The following is a 24,014-nucleotide window of genomic DNA, read 5'->3' on the forward strand; positions in this document are numbered from 1 at the left end:
ATTTTATAGTGTGCCAGTACGTCCGCCATCTACAGGGACGTTAATTCCGTTGATGTAGGCAGCAGCAGGAGAACATAAAAAGGCAATAGCATTTGCCACTTCATCGGCCTCACCAAAGCGAGATGCAGGAATGGAAGACAACATCGTGTTGGCTATTTCTTCTTCGCTCACCTTTTGGTTTTGTGCTTTTTTGCCAATCAGCGTTTTGAGTCGGTTGGTATTGGTAAAACCGGGCAAAACATTATTGACTGTAACGCCATATTGCCCCAATTCGTTGGCCATTGTTTTGGCCCAACTGGCAACAGCACCTCTAATGGTATTAGAAACGCCCAAGCCGTTAATGGGGACTTTTACAGATGTAGAAATAACATTTACGATTCTGCCAAAACAAGCTTTCTTCATACTTTCTACTACAGCTTGAGATAAGATTTGGTTACAAACCACATGCATTTTAAATGCTTTTTCAAAATCATCGCTTTGGGCTGAGGTGATAGGTCCACCAGCTGGTCCACCCGTATTATTTATGAGTATATGTATGTCTTTATTTTCTAGCTCTAGAGCCACATCTCTTACGCTATTCACGTCAGAAAAATCAGCGCATAAATAATCGTGTTTTTGACCTTTACTTGCATCTAGTTCGCTCTTTACTTTTTGGAGTTTTTCTTCATTTCTAGCCAAAAGAAATACAGTAGCGCCCATTTTAGCAAGTGCCTGAGCAGTAGCTTTTCCGATTCCTTGAGTGCTACCACAAACAAGGGCGTTTTTTCCTAATAAGTCTAAATCCATAGCCCCAAAAATAGCCAAATTTGTGTAACTTGCTGAACAAACAAAACGATTACTTATGTCATTCAAAGCACCTTTTAACTTACATCAGTGGATAGCAGATAATAGAGATTTGCTTAAGCCACCCGTTGGGAACAAAAATTTATACGTAGAAGCCGGAGATTTTATTGTTATGGTAGTTGGAGGCCCAAACGCCAGAAAAGATTATCATTACAACGAAACAGAAGAGTTATTTTATCAAATCGAAGGAGATATTATCGTTAAAATTCAGCATGAAGGAAAGGCGGTTGAAATCCCTATTAAAGAGGGAGAAATGTTTCTTTTGCCAAGCAAAATTCCACACTCTCCTATTAGGTCGGAAGGTTCTGTAGGTTTAGTTATTGAAAGAAAAAGGGGCGAAAATGACAAAGACGGTTTAATGTGGTTTTCTGATACTGCTAATGAACTTCTGTACGAGGAATACTTTCATTTGACTAATATTGAGAAAGATTTTTTACCTGTGTTTAAACGCTTTTACACTAATGAAAAACTAAGAACATGCCCAGCCACAGGCGAGGTAATGGAAGTAGATGACAGGTACTTATAAAATTATACGATGCGAATAAACGGACATGGACATATCTTGCCGGAGCCTTCTCAGATTCCTAAGTTTATGAAGGACAAGAAACTGTTTTGGATTGATGACAACAAAAAGTTCATGAGGCAAGGCGATTGGTCAAGACCAATAAACGATCCTAGTTTTTTTATACAGGACAAAATAGAATGGATGAATCAATACAACATTGACCATAGCGTGATGTTGTGTTTGTCGCAGCTATATTGTAACGGTTGGGAAAAACAAGACTGTGCTGATGGTATTCGTTTTCAAAACGACTTCAATGCTTCTGTTCAGAGCGAACACCCCGATAAGTTTACGTGTGGATTTGTGGTTCAACCCCTATATATGGATCATGCCCTCAAAGAGATTGAACGCTGCGTTAATGAACTTGGTTTAAAAGTCCTTTGTTTGCCTACTCATTTTTTAAACGCACAAGGAGAATGGCTATCTACTGCTGAATCGGATGTTGACCCTATATTCGAATTAGCTAACAAATACGGCTTAGCTCTTCAAATTCACCCTTACGATGGTGAGAAAATGATTGCTTTAAAAAATCAGTATTGGAGATTTCATTTAGTTTGGATGATGGCGCAATGTGCGGACACCTTGCACCTTTTTACTCTGCGAGATTTGCCCAATAAATACCCCAATATACGAACAAGTTTTGCTCATGGTGGTATGTTAGGTATCGCCAATTATGGTAGAAGAATACAAGGTTTTGATGGCCGCCCGGATATCTTCGAAGAGTTAGAAGACCCTAGAAAAACATTGGGACACAAAAACTTATTTTTCGATACTTTGGTACACGATTCTTACACTCTCGATTTACTAAAAAAACGGGTGGGAGCAAGTCAAATTATGATGGGCTTAGACGACCCCTATCCATTAGGAGAAATGGAAGGTGTAGGAACTTCATACCCTGGAAGAGTTCTAGATTACGCCGTAGAGATTGGTGTACTAAGTGAGCAGGAAGGAAAAGATATTTGGCACAAAAATGTGCTCGATTGGTTGGGGATGAAAAAATCTGATTTTTTGTAAGAAATGACTTACATTTGCCCTTCAAATATATACCTCTATGAGTGATGCCATCAAGCACGAATGCGGAATAGCTTTTTTAAGGTTAAGAAAACCTCTTGAGTATTACGCTGAAAAGTATGGCACTCCCCTTTACGGAATTAATAAAATGTGTTTGCTTATGGAAAAGCAGCACAACAGAGGACAAGATGGTGCAGGACTAGCCACTATAAATTTAGACGTTCCTTTAGGTAGTCGCTATATCAGCCGACACCGTTCCAATGCCAACAAACCCATTCAAGATTTATTTGAATACGTCAACAGTAGATTTGTAGATTTAGCCAACACGCACCCAGAAAAGTTGAATGACGTTAAATGGTTGCAAGAAAATGTAGCCTTTACTGGCGAGTTACTTTTAGGGCATTTGCGCTACGGTACTTATGGTGGTAATAGCATAGAGCAATGCCATCCTTTTTTACGTCAAAGCAATTGGAGAACACGCTCTTTGGTCTTGGCAGGTAATTTTAATATGACCAATGTAGACGAACTCTTCAATCAGTTGGTAGAGATAGGACAGCACCCTAAGGAAAAAGCCGACACCGTGACCATCTTAGAAAAGATAGGTCATTTTTTAGATGAAGAAAACGACAGAATTTATTACGATAAGCGAGAGGAGTATAGCAAGAAAGAAATTTCTAAGGTTATTGCCGAGGAACTAGACGTTCAAGAGGTACTGACCAACTCAGCTAAATATTGGGATGGCGGTTATGTGATGTGTGGCATGTTTGGTCATGGTGATGCTTTCGTTCTCAGAGATCCGGCAGGAATTCGACCAGCCTATTATTATGCCGATGACGAAATTATAGTGGCTACTTCTGAGCGACCAGTAATACAAACCGCTTTTAATGTACCAGCAGACAGCATAAAAGAAATTGAGCGAGGCCACGCCCTTGTTGTTAAAAAAGACGGCAGTTATTCAATGGCTTCTGTCAAACCACAATTGGAGCGTAAGGCTTGTTCTTTTGAGCGTATTTACTTTTCAAGAGGTAACGATAAAGACATTTACCAAGAGCGTATGAATTTAGGTAAGCGTTTGTGTCCTACTATTCTCAAAACCATAAACCACGATTTAGAAAATACGGTGTTTTCTTTTATCCCCAATACGGCAGAAGTTTCTTTTTATGGTATGATGAAAGGGATGAATGAGGCTTTGAATATTGAGAAAACCAAAGCTATACTTGCTTTAGAAAACCCCAATCAGGAAGAGATAAAAAGCATAATGTCTACCAGCATACGTGCCGAAAAGATTGCTATAAAAGATGCTAAGCTCAGAACCTTCATTACTCAAGACGATAGTAGAGACGATTTGGTCGCTCACGTTTACGACATTACCTATGGTACTGTTAAAGCTAATGACAATCTAGTAATGATAGACGATAGTATCGTTAGAGGAACGACACTCAAGCAAAGTATTTTGCGCATTTTGGATAGGCTTAATCCTAAGCAAATCATCATTGTATCTTCAGCACCACAAATACGTTATCCCGATTGTTATGGTATCGATATGGCTAAGTTGGGCGACTTCATCGCTTTTCAAGCCGCCATTACTTTACTCAAAGAAAGTGGGCAAGAGCACATTATTGATGAGGTTTACCAAAAATGTTTGAAGAGTAGTGAGAATGAGGAACAAGTCGAAAATCACGTACAAGCCATTTATTCTCCTTTTACAGCAGTTCAGATTTCTAAGAAGATAGCCGAATTATTGACACCAGACAACCTTAACGCTAAGGTCAATATTATTTATCAGAAGATTGGCGACTTACACGCTTCTTGCCCTAACCACCAAGGCGATTGGTACTTTACCGGAAATTACCCTACTGCAGGAGGTAATAGGGTCGTCAATAAATCTTTTATTAATTACGTAGAGGGAAGAAACGAAAGGGCTTATTAAAGTCTATTTCTTCTGATATATTCCGAAAACAAAGTCGGATTAATTCGATTTTAAGTAATCGTCTTCAAATTCAAACAAGGCATTTAGTATTTCTATTTTTTCTTCATTTGTATCTACAAAATGGTGTGATAAATCCTTTAAAACATTCATTAAAATATTCCCACCAAAGCCTTTTTCAACAATAGGATTAAAGTCCTTGTGTAAGCTAGGAATAATACTAGCTGAATCGATACATTCTGAGGGGTCGGCGAGTATCATACGTATAATTCCAGAGCCGTAAAAATTATTTTTCAGTTGCCCAGTTTTAAAACGGGGTTTAAATTTTTTAGGGATAATTTTCAATGCATCATTTATAGCTTTGATTTGGCTTCATTTAATCGATTTTGAGCTAAATCAACACATACTATCTCTTTGAATTGAGGGTATTCAGCTAGAGCTAATTCGTGACTGCATACGCCGCTACCGATGGATAAAAGTTTCAGATTTTTTTCTTTATGAAGGAGTTCAGTCATCATATACTCCTCGTAAGTTTTGTTTTCATCGCCACTTATAAGCTTGTTCCACCGCTTTCTGACTAAAGGGACAATCCACCAATTGGAGTGAATTATTTTGCTTTGATTGAAGGCACTTTTAGTTCTTGATATTTGACTGAATGTCAATTTAGAAATCAGATAATCTATTCCTCTTTGTTTACTTTTAGAATAGACATCTATAAAGTCATCTATGGTTATAAGTTTCATTGGTCTAAAGTACAGAAAAGCGACATATAACACAAAAACATTATATTTGTTATACTTATAAAGCAAGTTTGTTTAATTATTAACTTAAATAAACTAAAGCAATGAAAAGACTACTTCTATTATTGCTACTGCCAAGCCTATTATTGGCACAAGAAGACAAAAAACCCAGAAAGCTATTTTTTGAAATTAAACAAGGGGTGGGGCTACCTTCAATTGGCATAAAATACAAAAACCAAAAAGGCAATTACTTGAATGTGGGTGCCAATATGGGAAACTTGATGTTTCCAGTGTTACAAACTGAAAATTCAGAAAAAGAAATTGAATTCGGCCCATACATTTCTCATTCCATTTTGTTAGACTATAATTTTCATCTTGACATGGGTGCGACTACAATAATTGATAGCACATTTGGAGGCTTTATTTCTTATGTGGGCGTTTTTTATGGAAAGAAAGTGTCAGTGGGTTTCAATATAGGCATGGCTCATATTGACAATTATATTGTTTGGAAGGCAAGTCATTATAGAACCCAAAGGTGGCAGCATTTTATGGTGTTTTCGCCTCGTATTAAATTTAGGATTTGACACACCCCTGATGGTTTCACAATCCTCCCCTCTTGAGAGGGGGTAAGATTAGCATAGCTAATCAAGGGGTGTGTCTGGTGAAATGTATCCAGAACATAAAAAACCCCCGCCAATTTTGGCGAGGGTTTTAACAAGTATTAGAGGAAGTAAATTATCTTTTCTCTGTGGTATAAACTGTTCCTCTCCAGTAGAATAAGGTATTGGAGTCGCTACCAAATTGAGCTACTGCCAAATCAAATGCTGAACCGAATGAGTGCATCACTATCACAGGGATATCTTGCCCTAAATAGTTAATGGTTGATAGTTTATTTACTATGGTTAGCGGGTCGTTCATAGCGTCCTCGGCATCTTTAGCGGCTTGTTCCTCAGCAGTCAATGGTCGAGGTCTGTTCGGCGCAATAGTCATCTCGTCAATAAGGTGAGATGCACCAGCAAACTTATCTATGATGAACAGTATGTATCGAGCATCTACCGATATAGTGCGCTGAATATCGTTTTCAAAAGCGATATCTCCACTCATAGCTTCCCAGTTGCCATCGAAAGCTGTACCTATAAGCTCACCGTAAGCATTCAGCACCGGACTACCAGAGTTACCACCCGTAATGTCGTTGCCACTGATGAAGTTAATGATAAGCTCACCGTTTTCATCGGCATATCTGCCATAGTCTTTAGCTTGGTATAATTCTTCCAATCGCTCAGGTACCATAAACTCATCGTCTGAGTTGTCCATTTTATCCATAAGACCATCGAAAGTAGTTACAAAGTCGTAGTGCATAGCATCACCAGGGGTATAATCGCCTACTTGACCGTAAGTCAAACGCATGGTTGAGTTAGCGTTGGGGTAGAATTTCTTGTTAGGTAACATCTCTCTCAAACCTGCGATGTATAAACGCTCACCTTTAGCAAGGTTGGCTCTAACATCTTTTCTTTTAGAGCTGATTTTGTCCATGTAATGGTCCATAATGGAGTTGAACATACGCACGGCATAGTCTTTTTCCATTTTGTAGACCGATGGTCTTTCCAAGAATGCAAAGAACTTACTCTGACTCACAAATGGAGAGGTTTTGTAAACGTAAGCGGCAAACTTGTGCCAATCGCCTTTAGTGTAGTTGTGCTTTCTTACCTTTTCAAAAGCGTCTGGTTGTTTGCTGTAAGGTACGTTATCGTTGTACAATTCCATTAGCTCTGCAAACAAATCTTGATCCAAATCTTTGTTGTAATCCTTAAAGTGCTCACGAGCTAGATCTTTCAATTCGTTGATAGCCAAACGTCTAGCTTTAGGGTCTTCAGGTAAATTTTTGATAGCGTCTTGTACTTGATATACAAAATAGAATACATCGGCACCTTGGAATACAGCTTCGTTAAAGAAGATACGTACCTCGTTGATTTTCTCATTATCGTAATAAGCATCGGCTAATAAATCTAAGGCCTCACCGTATTTTTCTAGTCTTTCATCGTTAACATTTACCCAAGCAGTAAACTGATCTTCTAAGGCTTTCTTTTGGTCATAAACTTTCATGCGCTTTAGACCTTTAGTTTGTCCGATGTAGTACTTCCAATAGTTTGCTGTTCTAGCGTATTTTGAAGCGTATTGGATACGCACTTTTTCTTTAGCATCCATATGAGCACGCATAACCTCTAGTTTTCTATCTCTAATCTTAACTACTGTTGGGTTGTATTGCTCAATAGCTTGTTGAACACCCCAAGAAGATAGGTAACGGTCAGTAGAACCAGGGAAACCCATAATCATTGAGAAGTCACCATCTTGCACACCGTCCAAAGAAATAGGGAAGTGGTGCTTAGGTGTGTAAGGAATATTGTCTTCCGAATACTCGGCAGGCTTACCATCAGGTCCACTGTAAACTCTGAACAAAGCAAAGTCACCAGTGTGTCTTGGCCACATCCAGTTATCAGTATCTCCACCGTATTTTCCTACAGATGATGGGGGTGCGCCTACCAATCTAACGTCGTTAAACGTTTCGTATACCATAAGATAGAAATCGTTGCCACCAAAGAATGATTTTACTCTAGCGTTGTAATGTGAGCTATCTGTAGCTTCTGCCACTATTTCGGCAGATAGTTTGCGGATAACACCAGAACGTTCTTCGTCAGAAACAGAATCTAAAGCTGCGTTGATTCGTTCTGTAACGTCTTCCATTTTTACCAAAAAGGATACGAATAAGCCTTCGTTCTCTAATTCTTCGCTTTTATCCATAGCCCAAAAGCCATCGGTCAAATAATCGTTGCTCACAGTTGAATGCGATTGTATTTGTCCAAACCCACAGTGGTGGTTGGTTAATAAAAGACCTTGGTCAGAAACCATTTCGGCGGTACAAAAACCACCTAAAGAAACTACGGCATCTTTTAAAGAAGAATTATTAATATCGTAAATGTCTTGAGCCGTAAGTGTTAAGCCTAAGGCTTGCATATCGGCTTCGTTGTCAGAAAGTAATAATGGCAACCACATACCTTCGTCTGCTTTGACAGAAAGCAAACCGAAGCAAAGTGCCATTGTAATGGTAAATAGTTTTTTGAACATAATTGTTTTATTTAGAGATATTGGGTTTGATGCAAATAAAGAAAAAAAGACTTTCTCAAAGGCAAATGTTTTGATAAACTAATGAACAATTTAATGTAGAAAAACTTACAATTCTTGTTTAGCTTTGAAACAGACTACATTTATTGAATGGCCTCTTCTATTTTTCGTTCTTTAATGCTCTGCTCTATCCCGTCCCAAAGTTTAATACGAGCTTTCAAAGAGTCCATGGCTACGATTTTGGCTTCTTGCCATTTGTTTTCGTCATCGCCACAAAGTTCTTCAATCATTTGAAGGGCTAAAGGAGTATGCACTTCTTCGTCTAGCTCAATGTGTCTGTCTAGATAGTAGCGAAAGGTGTCCAATTTTCCGGGGAAATTCTTATCCAAATCACTTACAATAGAACGGAACATGTCGGGTATGAGGTCTTCTCTACCGAAGGTAAAGGCGGCGGCTATTTCGTGCAATTTGCCTCGGTGTATAATTTCAAAAGTAGTGTTGACAAATTCCAAGGTGTAGTCTTTCAGCTGTTCCACATTGAATTTGAGCAATTCTTTGTGCGAATAGCCTGAAATCAAACGAGCAATAAAGCGTTCCACCTGTTCGGTGTCAGCACCGCATTGCTTCATGGATTGTAAGTACATTTCGTAATGGCTAGATGGATTACCTTCAATGTCCATATCGCTTTCTTCTTCAAGTACAATTTCGTTGATGAGTCGGCGCGTCTTAGGGTTGCCGATAGGCATCCAAGGGGCGTTGGTGCTGGTCAATCCAAATTGAAGAGCTTTCAATAAAGCCATAAAGTCCCAAACCGCAAAAACGTGTTGTTCCATCAAAATGTTAAGGTCGTTGAGGTGGCGCAATTGTTGGTAAACAGGATGTTCTAATAACAACTGTCTAAGGGGTAAAATACCTTCTTTTATATCGCTTATTTTTGGATTCATTTCTTCTTGTAAATGGGTACGGAAGAACAGGCTTCTCCATACATGATACTCTTTACTACAGGTCTTAATTTGTAGGTAATAGCAATGTAAGCATACTCCACAATTTTCAAATCGCTACACCCTTTGATGATAACTCTTTTATCTTTGTAAGGGGTCACATCTAGATTCATAATTATGGGCTGAAAAAGAAAACTTTCTAATTGCTCTAAGGAGCCTCTTACAACGGTTTTGGCATGTGGCATTAGTGATGAAGCGATTAGCATATAAGCCCATACGGGCACTATGGCGTCAGCACTACAATCGATCGTAACGTGCTGATCTTGGTGTTGTGACCAATCGTAATCATTGACGGCCTGTCTGAAGTCTTTTTCTTTTAGGATTAGGCCTTCAAAAAGCCAATCTTTGAGATCAATGAGTAGGCGTTGACCTTTTGGATAATGTTCTTCCAAGTCAAAATTGACTAAGCCGCTATTGGCTACTTTATTGACAATTTCACCACTCATCTTACAGCATTCCCAATTCGAGTTTGGCTTCTTCGCTCATCATATCTTTATCCCAAGGGGGATCAAATGTGATGTTTACTTTGACATTGCGAACCTCTTCAACTACCTTAACTTTTTCTTCTACTTCTACTGGTAAGGTTTCGGCAACGGGGCAGTTTGGCGAGGTTAAAGTCATCTCTATTTCCACATCGCATTCTTCACTAACTTGAATGTCGTATATCAATCCAAGTTCGTAAATGTTTACAGGAATTTCAGGGTCATATATTTGACAAATTCTTTCTACTATCTTTTCGCCTATGGCTTGTAATTCAGCATCTGTTTTCATAGTACTTAGTTTTGTGATTGGAACGCTAAAGCGTAAAGTTTCATTTGTTTAACCATCGATAGGAGTCCGTTGGCTCTTGTTGGCGATAGTTGCTCTTTCAGTCCGATTTGATTGATGAATTCGGTGTCGGCATCTACAATTTCTTGAGCTTTTTGTCCTGAAAAAGTACGTACCAAAAGGGCAATAATGCCTTTGGTCATAATGGCGTCGCTATCGGCAGTAAAAACAACGGTATTGTTTTCTTGTTGAGCGTGTAGCCATACCCTAGATTGACAGCCTTTAATGAGGTTGTCATCGGTCTTGAATTGCTCTTCAATTAAGGGTAATGATTTCCCCAAGTCAATGACGTGCTCGTACTTCTCCATCCACTCTTCGAACATGTCGAATTCGTCAATGATATCTTGTTGTATGTCTTGAATACTTGCCATAATTAGGATAACATCATTTGGGCTTTTTTAACACCCTCAATCAATCGGTTAATGTCTTCTTTGGTATTGTAAACGGCAAAAGAGGCTCTTACAGTACCCGGTATGCAAAATTGATCCATAACAGGTTGTGCGCAATGGTGACCAGTACGAACAGCAATACCTAATTTGTCCAAAATCATACCCATATCGTAAGGGTGAATATCGCCTACTAAAAAGGAGATAACCCCTGCTTTTTCTTGCGCTTGACCAATGAAGCGAATACCCTCGATTTTACCGAGTTCTTCTGTGGCATAGTCCACTAATCCCTTTTCGTATTCTACGATATTCTCTAGGCCTATTTCGTTGAGCCAATCAATGGCTGTTTTGAGAGCAATCCCTCCTGCTATATTGGGTGTCCCTGCCTCAAATTTGTGTGGTAAATCGGCATAGGTTGTTTTGTCAAAACTAACGGTAGCTATCATCTCGCCACCACCCTGATAGGGGGGTAATTTCTTGAGCCATTCTTCTTTGCCATACAGTGCGCCAATACCTGTTGGACCATAGACTTTGTGTCCCGAAATACAGTAAAAGTCAGCGTCTAAATCTTGAACGTCAATGCTGCAATGTGGTCCCGCTTGTGCCCCGTCTATCAAGACTGCAGCACCGACCTCATGAGCCCATTGTATCATTTGCTTAACAGGATTAATTGTTCCCAAAGCGTTTGAGATATGATTAACAGCAACGACTTTTGTTTTGTTCGATAAAAGGTTTTTGTAGGCCTCTATATCTAGGACGCCTTTTTCGTCCATAGGGATAACTTTTAAGCTTGCTGATGCACTTTCACAGGTCATTTGCCAAGGCACAATATTGGAGTGGTGCTCCATAGCTGAAACAAGAACTTCATCGCCTTGTTTTAAGATTTGTCTAAAACCGTTGGCTACTAAATTAATAGCTTCGGTATTGCCTTTAGTAAAAATGATTTCGTGAAGGTGCTCGGCATTAAAATGTTGGCGAATAGTTTCCCTAGAGGCCTCGTAAGCATCGGTAGCTAATTGACTAAGGTAGTGAACGCCACGATGTATGTTGGAGTTTTGTTTTTCGTAATAATGACTGATAGCATCTATGACCACTTGGGGTTTGTGAGTGGTTGCTCCATTATCCAAATAGACCAAAGGATGACCATTCACTTCTTGGTGAAGTGTAGGAAATTGATTGCGTATGTCATTAATAGCTATCATTTATACTTCTATATTCAATTCAACACCTAGTTTTTCAGCGATTATACGGTTTAATTTCTCTTTGAGTTCGGGAATTTTAACATTCGAAAGAACGTCATTAGCAAAGGCATACATTAGCATAGCTTGTGCCTCTTTGAAAGGAATACCTCTTGAGCGCAGGTAAAATAGTGCTTCATCGTCTAGTTGTCCGATAGTACAACCGTGACTACAAGCTACATCGTCGGCATATATCTCAAGTTGAGGTTTGGTGTCAATAGATGCTGAGTCGGTTAGCAATAAATTGTTGTTGGATTGAAAGGCATTGGTCTTTTGAGCGTGAGGCCTTACCATAACCTTTCCATTGAAAATGCCTTTAGCATTATCGTCAAAAATACCTTTGTACATTTCATTACTTTGACAATGGGGTACGGCATGGTCCACCATAGTGTGGTGGTCAACTAATTGGTCTTGTCCGATAAGTGTTATACCTCGCATATTACTTTCAGAATGTTCACCTTCTAACAAAAAGCTGAGGTTGTTGCGAATAAATTTACCACCAAAGCTAAAGGTGTCTACGGTGCAATTGCAGTTTTTGCCTTGCTTTACCCAAGTGTTGTCTATCAAAGAGCAACTGCGTTTATCGTTTTGAACTTTATAAAAATCAACTACAGAATTATCGGCGGCATGAATTTCTGTTAGGGCGTTGGTAAAGACTTCTTTTCCGTCAAAATTCTGATGTCTTTCAGTAATTTGTACTTGGGCATTTTCTTCAACTACAATTAAGTTTCGTGTTTGTAAAAATAAGTCGGAAGACACTCCATTGGTGACATATACAATCTGAATGGGCTTTTCAGCGACTTTGTTTTTGGGCACATAAATAAATGCTCCTTCTTTAGATAAGGCAGAGTTTAGAGAAACTAAAGTATCGGGCGTTTCAGAAATGCAAGTTCCCCAATATTTCTTTAAAATTTCTGATTCTTTTTGTTCTGCCTCAGCAAGTGAACAGACGGTAGCATACTTATCATCAATGGATGATAATTCTTCTGAAAACTGACCGTTTACAAATACCATTAAATGTGTATCTGTGTCTGTCAAAATATATTCTTCAAGAGACTTTGCTGTGATTTCACTTTTGGATTCCGACAGCTGATAGTCGTTTTTCAGAATAGGTAAAAGATTGGTGTATTTCCACTCCTCGTCTTTTATTGTAGGGAAACCCATTTCGTCCCATCGCTGAATGTGTTTTGCCCTTTCAGTTTCAAAAGAAAGACCTCGTGTAGCTCCGTCTTTGTATGCTTGTATGAGTTTGTCTTTTAAATTCACTTTCCTTCCGCTTCTTTAATGATCCAATCGTAACCCTTTTCTTCTAGTTCTAAAGCTAATTCTTTACTGCCAGATTTTACAATTCTACCATCGTATAATACGTGTACAAAGTCAGGTACTATATAGTCTAGCAAACGTTGGTAGTGAGTAATAACGATAGTAGCATTCTCTTTTGACTTTAGTTTGTTTACACCATTAGCAACGATACGTAGAGCATCGATATCTAAGCCTGAATCGGTTTCATCGAGGATAGCTAATTTAGGCTCTAGCATCGCCATTTGAAAGATTTCATTTCTTTTCTTTTCACCACCAGAAAACCCTTGGTTCAGCGAACGGCTAAGAAAGCCTTTCTTTATCTCAAGAAGCTCCATTTTCTCTCTCATCATCTTTAACAAATCGCCAGCTGGCATAGGCTCAAGTCCTTGCGCTTTTCTACTTTCGTTAAGCGATGTTTTTAGGAAGTTAGATACCGATACACCGGGAATTTCAATAGGGTACTGAAAGGATAAAAATATCCCTTTGTGCGAACGCTCTTCAGGAGATAATTCCATAATATCGCTACCATTGAAGTCGATAGTTCCGTCCTCTATTTCGTATTCTTCTCTTCCAGCAATAACGGAAGACAAGGTGCTTTTTCCTGAGCCATTAGGACCCATAATAGCGTGAACCTCTCCAGCATTAACTTTTAGGTTGATACCTGTTAAAATTTTATTGCCTTCTACAGAGGCTTTTAAGTTTTTTATTTCTAACATAATTCTTTTTTATCCAACACTACCTTCCAAACTAATGGCTAGTAGCTTTTGCGCCTCAACGGCAAATTCCATTGGTAATTGATTAAGTACATCTTTGCAATAGCCATTCACAATCAGTGCAATGGCTTCTTCCGTTCCTATCCCTCTTTGATTGCAGTAGAATATTTGGTCTTCTCCAATTTTTGAGGTGGTTGCTTCGTGCTCTATTTTAGCACTTTTATTTTTTACTTCTATGTAGGGGAAAGTATGCGAACCGCATTTATCACCCATTAAGAGGGAGTCGCATTGCGAGAAATTTCTAGCGTTTTCTGCACCCTTTTGTATCTTCACCAAGCCTCTGTAACTACCTTCACTTTTACCGGCACATATACCTTTTGAAATAATAGTACTTTTTGAGTTTTTGCCAAGATGAATCATCTTTGTTCCTGTATCCGCTTGCTGGTAATTGTTGGTTACGGCCACCGAATAAAATTCACCGATTGAGTTGTCTCCTTTTAGAATACAAGAAGGGTATTTCCATGTTACTGCCGAGCCTGTTTCTACCTGCGTCCAAGATATCTTAGAGCGGTTATGACAAACGCCTCTTTTAGTAACAAAATTGAAAACACCACCCACACCATTAGCATCACCAGGATACCAGTTTTGTACAGTAGAATATTTGATTTCTGCATCGTCCATAGCGATTAATTCTACTACGGCAGCATGCAGTTGATTTTCATCACGCATAGGGGCAGTACAACCTTCCAGATAGCTGACATAACTGCCTTCATCGGCAATGACTAATGTTCTTTCAAATTGTCCTGTTCCGGCCTGATTTATTCTAAAGTATGTGGACAGTTCCATAGGGCATTTGACACCCTTTGGAATGTAGCAAAACGAACCATCGGTAAATACAGCCGAGTTAAGTGCTGAAAAGAAGTTATCGGTAGTAGGAACAACGGTTCCTAAGTATTTTTTTACGAGTTCAGGGTGTTCTTTAACGGCTTCGCTGATGGAACAAAAAATGATTCCCAATTCGCCCAGTTTATCTTTAAAACTGGTAGCTACTGAAACGCTATCCATAACGAAGTCAACGGCTACTCCAGCTAATTTTTTTTGCTCGTCAAGAGAAATCCCAAGCTTGTCAAAAGTCTTTTTCATCTCGGGGTCTAGCTCGTCCAAACTTTTAAGTTCTTTCTTCTGTTTGGGCGCAGCATAATAGATGATGTCTTGATAATTAGGCTTTTGGTATTTGATATTAGCCCAATTGGGTTCTTCCATCTTTTTCCACGACTCGAAAGCCTTCAAACGGTGCTCTAGTAACCATTGTGGCTCTTCTTTTTTCTTGGAAATAAGGCGAATAACATCTTCGTTAAGCCCTTTTTGAATGGTATCACTTTCTACGTTAGTAGTAAAGCCATACTTATATTCTGCTCCTGTTACTTCTTCTAATATTTTATCTTCTTCAGTCAATGCTAATTGTTATAATTTAAACTGCAAAACTTTCACCACATCCACATGTTCGTGATGCATTTGGGTTGTTAAAGACAAAGCCCTTGCCATTTAATCCTCCAGAATATTCTAAAACCGTACCTATCAAATACAGATAGCTTTTCTTGTTAACTACGATTTTTATACCGTTGTCTTCAAAAGATTTATCGTCTTCATTTTCAGTAGTGTCAAAACCCAAGTCATATGAAAGACCTGAACAACCTCCACTATTAACTCCTACTCTAACAAAAGCATCGGAATTTTTACCTTCCTCTTTCATTAAAGACAGCAATTTTGTTTTTGCGTCATCTGTTACCTGAATCACCTTATTTATAATATTTCAAAATTAGAGTACAAAATTACAAAATTATATGCGTTAAATCATATATTTATTGCGTATCGTTTATGTTATATTTCGCCTTACATTTGTAGCATGAGTTTATTAGAAGATAAAACCCCAAAACGAACGCCTTTGTCTGAGCTTGGCGAATTCGGATTGATAGAGCATATTAGCAAAAATTTTGAGTTAAAAAACGATACCTCGACTTTCGGAATCGGTGATGACTGCGCCGTTATTGATGCTGGCGAGCATTTTCAGCTCGTTACAACAGATATGTTGGTTGAAGGGGTTCACTTTGATTTGACTTACACTCCCTTGAAGCATCTGGGCTATAAATCTGTGGTTGTTAACCTTTCTGATATTTATGCAATGAACGGTTTGCCAAAGCAAATTACAGTAAGTATAGCTTTGTCCAATCGTTTTCCATTAGAAGCTATCGAAGAGCTTTATGAAGGGATTCGTTTAGCTTGTGTAGCATATAATGTCGATTTGGTGGGTGGCGATACCACTTCCTCAACTAGCGGTTTATGTTTAAGTATTACGGCTATTGGAGAGGTTGACAAAGACAAAATAGTTTACAGAAGCGGTGCTAAAGAACACGATTTAATCGTTGTTTCAGGTGATTTGGGTTCTGCTTATTTAGGTTTACAGTTACTCAATAGGGAAAAACAAGTGTTTGAAGCTGACCCCAATACGCAACCCGATTTACAAAACAAAGACTATGTCCTTCAAAGACAACTTAAGCCTGAGGCTAGAAAAGATATGGTAGAGCTGTTCCATTCTAAAGGAATTGTACCAACTTCTATGATAGATGTTTCTGACGGCCTTTCTTCGGAGTTACTACACTTATGTAGTTCTTCTAAAGTAGGATGCGCCATTTATGAAGAAAAATTACCTCTTGACTTTATGGCAATATCTACTGCTGAAGAATTTAATATATCTGCAGCTACTTGTGCTTTAAATGGTGGCGAAGATTACGAATTGTTATTTACGATTTGTCAATCCCATTACGACTCCATAAAAGATGATCCTGATTTAACAATTATTGGTCATATTACAGATAATAGTATGGGCTCTGTATTGGTTACCAAAGATGAAAATCAACAACCTTTGACTGCTCAAGGTTGGAATGCGTTAAGCTAATTTTTTTAATAACCATCTGTTATAGTTGACTACGTCATCATCTTCGGCTTGTTCAACAGGTATTTTTGACAATAGTAACATAATGTCGTCCACTAACTCTTGGTCTTGTTTTATTCTTTGAGTATAAATAAGTTTTTATATGATTTTTAATAGTAAAAACTCTCTTATATTTCTGGTATTATTTAGGGTGTCTTTATACCTTCTTTTCACTTGTTTTATTCTTTCCTCAAGGTAATCGAAGTCGCCAATTTCATAACGAATAATCAGTTCAGCAGCGATGATTTTTATACGAAATGAAGAATTAAAATTCAAAAAACTTTGGTGTAGAATTATTCGACTTAAGGTTTTGATTGCAGACTTGAATTTTTGAACATCAAAGTATTGAAGCGCAAGATTAGAGCATACAAAAAAGTAATTGTAATCGGAGTTGGCTATTACTTCTTCATTTTCAGCTTTCATTAACACTTCTATAGCCTTTTCTTTATCTAATTTATTGTAATTAATGGCTAGTCCGTTATAATAGTAAAACAAATATTTGTCATAATGAATTCTATCAAACCTTTCCATTTCTTTTTTAAGCTCTTTTGCTTTTTGAAGAGATTGTTTGTACTTTTCATTTTTACACAAACAATTCATGTGATAGGTAAGCATTTGAAGTTTTGCGTTATGATTTTTTTTGTTGAATACATTGCTTTTGAGAAAATTATCATAGGTGTGGTCTAGATAATACTCTAAGGACTTAAAGTCATGTTTCTGCAGTAATATGCTACTTATCGATTGATAGATTTTCATTTTCACATTTTCCATCAACTTAGCGTCTTCTACAAATTCATTTGCTGTTTTTTCAAGTATTCTCAATGCTTCATCGTTTTTAGAGCTATAATTTTGAGATTTTTTTAGCCTGTAGTTCAATGCAGCAAGAACATCATCTACCTCTTGTATTCTATTTGTTTCTTTACGGTTCTTTTTTCTTTTTTTGAGTAATAATTCAACATCAATATTTGTGCTTACATAAGATAGCTTTTATTTTAATTCAAACACTTACGAAATTATCCTAGACGACTTATTTATTGAAGTTCATGAAGAAAGAAATTTCAATGTTGGTGATAATATGATAATTGTATGGCCAGTCCTCAATGATGAAAATTTAGGCGATTTTATGTTTACCTCTGACCAGTATGTAAAACATATTTATATTCTTGAGCCTTTAAGTGTGCAAAGCAAACAAAACATCGATTTTAGGCTTTTTTATCAACGTCAAAGCATACAAATACAGTCCTTAAAGACGTTAGATAATGTTTCCATTTACGGCATCAACGGAAAGTTAGTTTATAAAGGTAATCAAAAGCAAATTCCTACTTATGGTTTATCTAATGGAATTTATGTGTTCCATATCAGATTTGAGGATGGTGAAGTTCAAAGAGGTCGTGTATTTATCAGTAACGACTAGTTCATTAAATCCTCAATGTCATTCGCTTCCAATGGAATGTTGTCCATTAGGTCAAATGGTTTGTCTTTTGTGATAACTAAGTCGTTTTCTAATCGGATACCTAAGTTTTCTTCCAGTATGTAAATGCCAGGCTCACAAGTAAAAACCATACCTTCTTTAATGGGTTTGTCAAAGTGACCTACATCGTGAACGTCTAGTCCTAAGAAGTGACTCGTTCCATGCATAAAATACTTTCTGTACGCTGGGTTTTTAGGGTCTTGTTTGTCGATATCGTGCTGATCAATTAGCCCTAATCCTAGTAGTTCAGATTGCATGACTAAGCCCACTTCTTTGTGGTATTCGCTTAGCATGACCCCAGGTCTTAACATAGATGTTGCTTCCTTCATTACTCTCAAAACAGCATTATAAACATCTTTTTGCCTTGGCGTAAACCTTCCGCTAACAGGAATACATCGTGTCATATCTGAGGCGTAGTTAGCATATTCTGCACCTACATCCATAAGAATGACATCGCCATCCTTACAAGTCTTATTATTGTCTATATAATGAAGAACACAGGCATTCCTTCCCGATGCAATGATAGGCTCATAGGCAAAGCCCTTAGAGCGATTAATAAGGAATTCGTGCATAAATTCGGCTTCTATTTCATACTCCATAACGCCTGGCTTTACAAAGTTTAGCACACGTCTAAACCCTTTCTCTGTAATGTTACAAGCGTGTTGTAATAAGTCAATTTCAATTTGGTGTTTTACCGCTCTTAAATCGTGCATTATTGGCGCAGATTTAAGATATTCCTTCCCTGAAAATTCAGCCTTACACCATTGATTAAATCTATCTGTTTGTGTTTGGACTTCCGATGTTGCTCGGGCGTGTTCGTTAGAATTCAAATACACGCTTGTGGCCTCTTCCATTAATTCTTTAAAAATGCTTTCAAATTGAGAATTCCAATAAACGGTTTTAACACCTGATGTTTCAAACGCTTTATCCTTGCTGAGTTTTTCACCTTCCCATATTGCTATTAAATCATTGGTTTCTTTCAAAAACAAGACCTCTCTGTGATTGGGGTTTGAGCAGTCTGGAAATAGAATAAGTTTACTTTCCTCTTGGTCTACACCGCTTAGCCAAAACAAGTCGCTATTTTGTTTGAAAGGCATCGTACCGTCTGCATTTGTTGGCATTTGGTCGTTTGAGCAAAAAACAGACAAGGACTTTGTGACGACTTGTTTGTTAAAATTTGCTCTATTGTTTTCGAATAATTTTTTAGAAATGGGCTGGTATTTCATATCGTTTAAATTTGGCGTAAAGATATACACTTATCCTTATATATTTAGAATCATTTTAAACTCGGCACATTTAGTTGCAAATCTGTTGTTTTTAAGTAATTTGGGTATTAAATTTGTACCTCCTTAAAAAAACACACCAAATGAGTAAATCGGTTTTGATAAAATCTTCACTAGCAAAAAAGTATTGGATGGCCGGAACAGGTCTTTTTCTTTGTCTTTTTTTAGTGGGGCATTTACTAGGTAATTTACAGCTTTTATTACCTTCTGAAACGGCATCGGATTCTTTTAACCTTTATGCACAGTTTATGACAACAAATCCTGTTGTTAAAATACTTTCATACATCACATATTTCAGTATTTTGTTTCATGCAATTGACGGTATTTTGTTGGTTGTGCAAAATAAAAAAGCCCGACCTGTTCAGTATGCTTACAATAAGCCTAGTGCAAATTCTAATTGGGCATCCAGAAATATGGGGCTTTTAGGAACGGTATTATTATTGTTTCTTATCATTCACATGCGAAGCTTTTGGTACGAGATGCATTTTGGTGAAGTTCCTAAAGTTTTAATTGACGGAGAAAACGTAAAAGATTTATATTCAATTACTACCTCTGCTTTTCAAGAGTTATGGTATGTTTTGCTCTATGTATTATGCATGATAGCTATCGCTTTCCATTTGTCGCATGGTTTTTCTAGTGCATTCCAAACCATTGGAGCTAGTCACCCAAAATATTCACCTATTATTAAAAAGATAGGCTACGCATTCGGAATTTTAATTCCTTTTGCATTTGCTATCATTCCCTTAGCCCTTTATTTTAGATAAGACATATATATATGAGCACATTAGACGCTAAAATCCCTGAAGGTCCTTTAAAAGATAAGTGGACTAAACATAAAAACGACATTAAGTTAGTCAACCCTGCTAACAAGCGATTGATAGATGTCATTGTAGTAGGTACAGGATTGGCAGGAGGATCTGCTGCTGCATCCTTAGCTGAAATGGGTTACAATGTGAAGTCTTTTTGTTTTCAAGATTCACCACGACGAGCTCATTCAATTGCTGCACAAGGTGGAATTAATGCCGCTAAAAATTATCAAAACGATGGAGATTCTGTTTATCGTTTGTTTTATGATACTGTAAAAGGTGGAGATTACCGCTCCAGAGAGGCTAATGTATATCGATTAGCTGAGGTTAGTGCCAATATTATTGATCAATGCGTTGCACAAGGCGTCCCGTTTGCTCGTGAATATGGTGGCTTATTAGATAACCGTTCATTTGGTGGGGTTCAGGTTTCTAGAACCTTTTATGCCAAAGGTCAAACAGGACAACAACTCTTATTAGGAGCATATTCAGCAATGTCACGTCAAATTAACAAGGGTAAAATTACCATGTACAATCGACATGAAATGTTGGATGTTGTTATCGTTGACGGGAAAGCTCGAGGTATTATAGCTAGGAATTTGGTAACAGGAGAGGTAGAGCGTCATTCTGCTCATGCTGTAGTATTAGCTTCAGGGGGTTATGGAAATGTATTCTTCCTTTCTACCAATGCTATGGGGAGTAATGTGACCGCTGCCTGGAAGGCACACAAGAAAGGAGCATTTTTTGCCAATCCTTGTTATACTCAAATTCACCCAACCTGTATTCCTGTTTCTGGAGAATACCAATCTAAATTGACTCTGATGTCAGAGTCTTTGAGAAATGACGGTCGTATATGGGTGCCCAAAAATAAAGAAGATGTAGATGCTATTCGTTCAGGCAAAAAGAAAGCTGTTGATTTAAAAGAAGATGAAAGGGATTATTATTTGGAAAGGCGATACCCTGCCTTTGGTAATCTAGTGCCAAGAGATGTAGCCAGTAGAGCGGCTAAAGAACGTTGCGATGCCGGTTTTGGTGTTAACGAAACAGGAGAAGCTGTATTCTTAGATTTTGCTTCCGCTATAGAACGTTACGGGAAAGAACAAGCTAACATAAAAGGTCTTGATGAAAATGACGCTAAATTGGTTGATACTTTAGGTAAAGCAGTCGTCAAAGCTAAGTATGGTAATCTCTTTCAGATGTATGAAAAAATTACAGATGACAATCCGTACGAGATGCCTATGAAAATTTATCCGGCCGTTCACTATACTATGGGTGGTTTATGGGTAGATTATAATCTAATGACTAATGTTCCTGGCTTATACGCTTGTGGTGAAGCAAACTTTTCTGACCATGGCGCTAACCGTTTAGGCGCATCAGCTCTTATGCAAGGTTTAGCAGATGGGTACTTCGTACTACCTTATACTATAGGAGATTATTTAGCTGATGATATTAGAACGGGCTCAATTCCTACGGATTTACCTGAGTTTGTTGAGGCTGAAAATAATGCCAAAGAAAGAATAGAAAAATTAATCAATAATAAAGGCACTAAGCCTGTTGATTATTTCCATAAAAAACTTGGAAAGATTATTTGGAATGAGTGCGGTATGTCACGAAACAAAGAAGGTTTGTTGAAAGCCATTGATGAGGTGACTGCATTGCGAGAAGAGTTTTGGAATGATGTTATGATTCCTGGTGATTCTAAAGAGTTAAATCAAGAGCTTGAAAAGGCAGGTCGTGTGGCAGACTTTTTAGAGTTAGGTGAGCTAATGTGTAAAGATGCTTTGGAAAGAGCAGAATCTTGTGGTGGTCATTTTAGAGAAGAATCACAAACAGAAGAAGGCGAGGCCCTAAGAAATGATGCAGATTTTACTTTTGTGTCAGCTTGGGAATATGCCAACAAACCTTCTGAATCTACTTTACATAAGGAAATGCTGAAGTTTGAAAACATAGAATTAAAACAAAGAAGTTATAAATAATTCGATATGAATTTAACGCTTAAAATTTGGCGTCAAAAAAACGCTAACGATAAAGGTAAAATTGTAGAATACAAGGCTACAAATATCAGCCCAGATATGTCCTTTTTAGAAATGATGGATGTTGTCAATACGGATATCATCAACAAAGGAGAAGAGCCTGTCGCTTTCGACCACGATTGTAGAGAAGGCATTTGTGGAAGCTGCTCAATGTATATCAACGGAGAAGCTCACGGTCCAGCAAGAGCTGTAACAACTTGTCAGCTACACATAAGAGAGTTTAAAGATGGCGAAACAATTTATATCGAGCCATGGAGAGCCAAAGCCTTTCCTGTGGTAAAAGATTTGATAGTTGATCGAAGCGCTTTCGATAGAGTTATGCAGTCAGGAGGTTATGTTTCTGTAAATACTTCAGGAAATACCATTGATGCTAACGCTATTCCTGTACCAAAAGAAGATGCTGACGATGCGTTTAGTGCAGCTACATGTATTGGCTGTGGAGCATGCGTAGCAACGTGTAAAAACTCTTCTGCTATGTTATTCGTTTCAGCTAAAGTATCTCAATTGGCACTTTTGCCACAAGGTCAAGTAGAACGTGAGGAAAGAGTTGTGAATATGGTGAACCAAATGGATTTAGAAGGTTTTGGTAATTGCACCAATACAGGAGCTTGTGAAGTGGAATGCCCTAAAGAGATATCTCTGGAAAATATTGCTCGAATGAATAGAGAGTATTTATCAGCTTCAGTAAAATCCAAAAAGTAATTTTATGTTTTAATAGATGACTAAACTAAGCCTAACATTAGTACAAAGTCATCTGTATTGGGAAAATCCTAAAAAAAACAGAGAACACCTCGAATTACTTTTATCAGCTACCCAACAGACTGACCTTATTATCTTACCAGAATTATTCAGCACCGCCTTTAGTGTTAGTTGTAATGGAGAACCTATGAATGGCGATTCTATGAAATGGATGTCTTCGTTAGCAAAAGAAAAGAAAGCGAGTGTTGTAGGCTCTTTAATTATTTCAGAAAATAACCACAAGTACAACCGTTTAATATGGATGAATCCCGACGGCACATATCAGTATTACGATAAGCGTCATTTATTTGGAATGATGCAAGAGGAGTCCTATTTCAAAGCAGGTCAAAACAGGCTTATTGTAGATTTTAATGGTTGGAAAATTTGTCCACTTATATGTTATGACTTACGATTTCCTGTGTTCAGTAGAAATAATGTAAACTTTGACCTTATGCTTTACGTTGCTAACTGGCCAGTCAAAAGAATTGACCATTGGGACAAGCTATTAGTAGCTAGAGCAATAGAAAATCAATGTTACGTTGTTGGTGTAAATAGAGTAGGACAAGATATTAATGATATTGAGTTTAGCGGTCATAGTTCGCTAATAGACTATAATGGACACATTATATATAGGGGAATAGAAAAAGAGCAAGTAAAAACGTTAGTTATTGATAAAAATGATTTGGCTCAAGGCAGATTAAGATTGCCATTTTTAAAAGACATGGATTCTTTCACAATTAATTAGTGTCCCATTCTATTAAGACGTCCCAGTTTTCTCTTACAACAATTTCCTTAGGGTATAGCCTAACTCGTTCTGCTTGTTTTTTTTCAGAAAGGATGCCGCTATCCCAAATACCATTTTGATTTTCATCTTCAATAACTCTAATATAATAAGTGCCAGCAACTAAAGAGTCTATAATTGTAGGAAATGTACCTTTTGTTCTGAGAATTACAGTTTCCTTTTTTAATACTTCTACAACTAAAGAAGTGTTGGTAGGTAGAGAATCGATTATGATTTTTCCA

Annotated in this window: 26 protein-coding genes; 10 read left to right on the forward strand and 16 right to left on the reverse strand. The window is 37.7% G+C overall.

Features of this window, described 5'->3' with window-relative positions:
• Positions 1–3 precede the first annotated feature (3 nt).
• Positions 4–786: an SDR family oxidoreductase gene (locus P8I29_01255; GenBank protein ID MDG1916422.1), complete on the reverse strand. Its 783-nt coding sequence runs from the start codon at positions 784–786 to the stop codon at positions 4–6.
• Positions 787–841: 55 nt separating this feature from the next.
• Between P8I29_01255 and P8I29_01260 the strand changes: the two genes are divergently transcribed.
• The 3 genes from P8I29_01260 to P8I29_01270 are packed head-to-tail and all read left to right on the forward strand — an operon-like array spanning position 842 to position 4,346.
• A complete protein-coding gene (locus P8I29_01260; protein MDG1916423.1) occupies positions 842–1,369 on the forward strand; it encodes a 3-hydroxyanthranilate 3,4-dioxygenase in 528 nt (175 codons plus the stop codon).
• Between the two features lie 9 nt (positions 1,370–1,378).
• Entirely contained in the window at positions 1,379–2,419 is a 1,041-nt protein-coding gene (locus P8I29_01265; GenBank protein ID MDG1916424.1) for an amidohydrolase family protein, read from the forward strand.
• 37 nt (positions 2,420–2,456) lie between these two features.
• Positions 2,457–4,346, forward strand: a complete 1,890-nt coding sequence (locus tag P8I29_01270) for an amidophosphoribosyltransferase (protein MDG1916425.1) — start codon at positions 2,457–2,459, stop codon at positions 4,344–4,346.
• A 39-nt stretch (positions 4,347–4,385) separates the two neighbouring features.
• Here the strand turns inward: P8I29_01270 and P8I29_01275 are convergent, their stop codons facing one another.
• Both P8I29_01275 and P8I29_01280 read right to left on the reverse strand, forming a co-directional pair.
• Positions 4,386–4,604, reverse strand: coding sequence for a hypothetical protein (locus tag P8I29_01275; protein MDG1916426.1), 219 nt, complete (start codon positions 4,602–4,604; stop codon positions 4,386–4,388).
• A 92-nt stretch (positions 4,605–4,696) separates the two neighbouring features.
• Positions 4,697–5,086 (reverse strand): hypothetical protein, encoded by a 390-nt coding sequence (locus P8I29_01280; protein ID MDG1916427.1) that lies wholly within the window; start codon positions 5,084–5,086, stop codon positions 4,697–4,699.
• A gap of 101 nt (positions 5,087–5,187) precedes the next feature.
• Here P8I29_01280 and P8I29_01285 point away from each other — a divergent pair, with 101 nt between their 5' ends.
• Positions 5,188–5,667 carry a hypothetical protein gene (locus P8I29_01285; GenBank protein MDG1916428.1) on the forward strand — a complete coding sequence of 160 codons (480 nt, stop codon included), beginning with the start codon at positions 5,188–5,190 and terminating at the stop codon, positions 5,665–5,667.
• Positions 5,668–5,818: 151 nt separating this feature from the next.
• Here the strand turns inward: P8I29_01285 and P8I29_01290 are convergent, their stop codons facing one another.
• The 10 genes from P8I29_01290 to P8I29_01335 all read right to left on the reverse strand — a co-directional run bounded on the left by P8I29_01290 (position 5,819) and on the right by P8I29_01335 (position 15,469).
• A complete protein-coding gene (locus tag P8I29_01290; protein MDG1916429.1) occupies positions 5,819–8,206 on the reverse strand; it encodes a S46 family peptidase in 2,388 nt (795 codons plus the stop codon).
• 140 nt (positions 8,207–8,346) lie between these two features.
• Positions 8,347–9,147, reverse strand: coding sequence for a DUF3050 domain-containing protein (locus P8I29_01295; protein ID MDG1916430.1), 801 nt, complete (start codon positions 9,145–9,147; stop codon positions 8,347–8,349).
• Positions 9,144–9,650 carry a DUF2480 family protein gene (locus P8I29_01300; GenBank protein ID MDG1916431.1) on the reverse strand — a complete coding sequence of 169 codons (507 nt, stop codon included), beginning with the start codon at positions 9,648–9,650 and terminating at the stop codon, positions 9,144–9,146. Before P8I29_01300 ends, P8I29_01295 begins: the two co-directional genes overlap by 4 nt.
• Before the next feature lies 1 nt (position 9,651).
• Positions 9,652–9,975, reverse strand: a complete 324-nt coding sequence (locus P8I29_01305) for an SUF system Fe-S cluster assembly protein (protein ID MDG1916432.1) — start codon at positions 9,973–9,975, stop codon at positions 9,652–9,654.
• 5 nt (positions 9,976–9,980) lie between these two features.
• A complete protein-coding gene (locus P8I29_01310) occupies positions 9,981–10,403 on the reverse strand; it encodes a SufE family protein (protein MDG1916433.1) in 423 nt (140 codons plus the stop codon).
• A gap of 2 nt (positions 10,404–10,405) precedes the next feature.
• Positions 10,406–11,620, reverse strand: a complete 1,215-nt coding sequence (locus P8I29_01315) for a cysteine desulfurase (protein MDG1916434.1) — start codon at positions 11,618–11,620, stop codon at positions 10,406–10,408.
• Positions 11,621–12,922, reverse strand: a complete 1,302-nt coding sequence (gene sufD, locus P8I29_01320; GenBank protein MDG1916435.1) for a Fe-S cluster assembly protein SufD — start codon at positions 12,920–12,922, stop codon at positions 11,621–11,623.
• Positions 12,919–13,674, reverse strand: a complete 756-nt coding sequence (sufC, locus tag P8I29_01325; GenBank protein MDG1916436.1) for a Fe-S cluster assembly ATPase SufC — start codon at positions 13,672–13,674, stop codon at positions 12,919–12,921. Before sufC ends, sufD begins: the two co-directional genes overlap by 4 nt.
• Positions 13,675–13,683: 9 nt before the next feature.
• The gene (gene sufB, locus P8I29_01330) at positions 13,684–15,126 is read right to left on the reverse strand and encodes a Fe-S cluster assembly protein SufB (protein ID MDG1916437.1); all 1,443 of its coding nucleotides are present in this window, start codon (positions 15,124–15,126) and stop codon (positions 13,684–13,686) included.
• 16 nt (positions 15,127–15,142) lie between these two features.
• Positions 15,143–15,469, reverse strand: coding sequence for an iron-sulfur cluster assembly accessory protein (locus P8I29_01335; GenBank protein ID MDG1916438.1), 327 nt, complete (start codon positions 15,467–15,469; stop codon positions 15,143–15,145).
• 108 nt (positions 15,470–15,577) lie between these two features.
• Here P8I29_01335 and thiL point away from each other — a divergent pair, with 108 nt between their 5' ends.
• Positions 15,578–16,627, forward strand: a complete 1,050-nt coding sequence (gene thiL / locus P8I29_01340) for a thiamine-phosphate kinase (protein MDG1916439.1) — start codon at positions 15,578–15,580, stop codon at positions 16,625–16,627.
• Between the two features lie 135 nt (positions 16,628–16,762).
• On the opposite strand, the gene P8I29_01345 is transcribed toward thiL, so the two are convergent.
• The gene (locus P8I29_01345) at positions 16,763–17,539 is read right to left on the reverse strand and encodes a hypothetical protein (GenBank protein ID MDG1916440.1); all 777 of its coding nucleotides are present in this window, start codon (positions 17,537–17,539) and stop codon (positions 16,763–16,765) included.
• A gap of 199 nt (positions 17,540–17,738) precedes the next feature.
• On the opposite strand from P8I29_01345, the gene P8I29_01350 reads away from it, so the two are divergent.
• Positions 17,739–18,077, forward strand: a complete 339-nt coding sequence (locus P8I29_01350; GenBank protein ID MDG1916441.1) for a T9SS type A sorting domain-containing protein — start codon at positions 17,739–17,741, stop codon at positions 18,075–18,077.
• Here P8I29_01350 and P8I29_01355 read toward each other — a convergent pair.
• The gene (locus P8I29_01355; protein ID MDG1916442.1) at positions 18,074–19,360 is read right to left on the reverse strand and encodes an aminopeptidase P family protein; all 1,287 of its coding nucleotides are present in this window, start codon (positions 19,358–19,360) and stop codon (positions 18,074–18,076) included. The two genes, P8I29_01350 and P8I29_01355, sit on opposite strands and share 4 nt — an antisense overlap.
• A 140-nt stretch (positions 19,361–19,500) precedes the next feature.
• Between P8I29_01355 and P8I29_01360 the strand changes: the two genes are divergently transcribed.
• From P8I29_01360 to P8I29_01375, 4 genes are read left to right on the forward strand one after another with little or no spacing between them, the layout of a single operon-like run.
• Positions 19,501–20,181 (forward strand): succinate dehydrogenase cytochrome b subunit, encoded by a 681-nt coding sequence (locus P8I29_01360; protein ID MDG1916443.1) that lies wholly within the window; start codon positions 19,501–19,503, stop codon positions 20,179–20,181.
• 11 nt (positions 20,182–20,192) lie between these two features.
• Positions 20,193–22,196: a fumarate reductase/succinate dehydrogenase flavoprotein subunit gene (locus P8I29_01365; GenBank protein MDG1916444.1), complete on the forward strand. Its 2,004-nt coding sequence runs from the start codon at positions 20,193–20,195 to the stop codon at positions 22,194–22,196.
• Positions 22,197–22,202: 6 nt separating this feature from the next.
• Entirely contained in the window at positions 22,203–22,955 is a 753-nt protein-coding gene (locus P8I29_01370) for a succinate dehydrogenase/fumarate reductase iron-sulfur subunit (protein MDG1916445.1), read from the forward strand.
• Between the two features lie 16 nt (positions 22,956–22,971).
• Entirely contained in the window at positions 22,972–23,736 is a 765-nt protein-coding gene (locus P8I29_01375) for an amidohydrolase (GenBank protein MDG1916446.1), read from the forward strand.
• Here the strand turns inward: P8I29_01375 and P8I29_01380 are convergent.
• Positions 23,729–24,014, reverse strand: a 286-nt coding sequence (locus P8I29_01380; protein MDG1916447.1) for a hypothetical protein, incomplete at its 5' end; no start/stop codon positions are given. The genes P8I29_01375 and P8I29_01380 overlap by 8 nt on opposite strands.

The sequence above is a fragment of the Flavobacteriales bacterium genome, from assembly GCA_029248105.1.
Lineage (GTDB): Bacteria > Bacteroidota > Bacteroidia > Flavobacteriales > UBA7312 > UBA8444.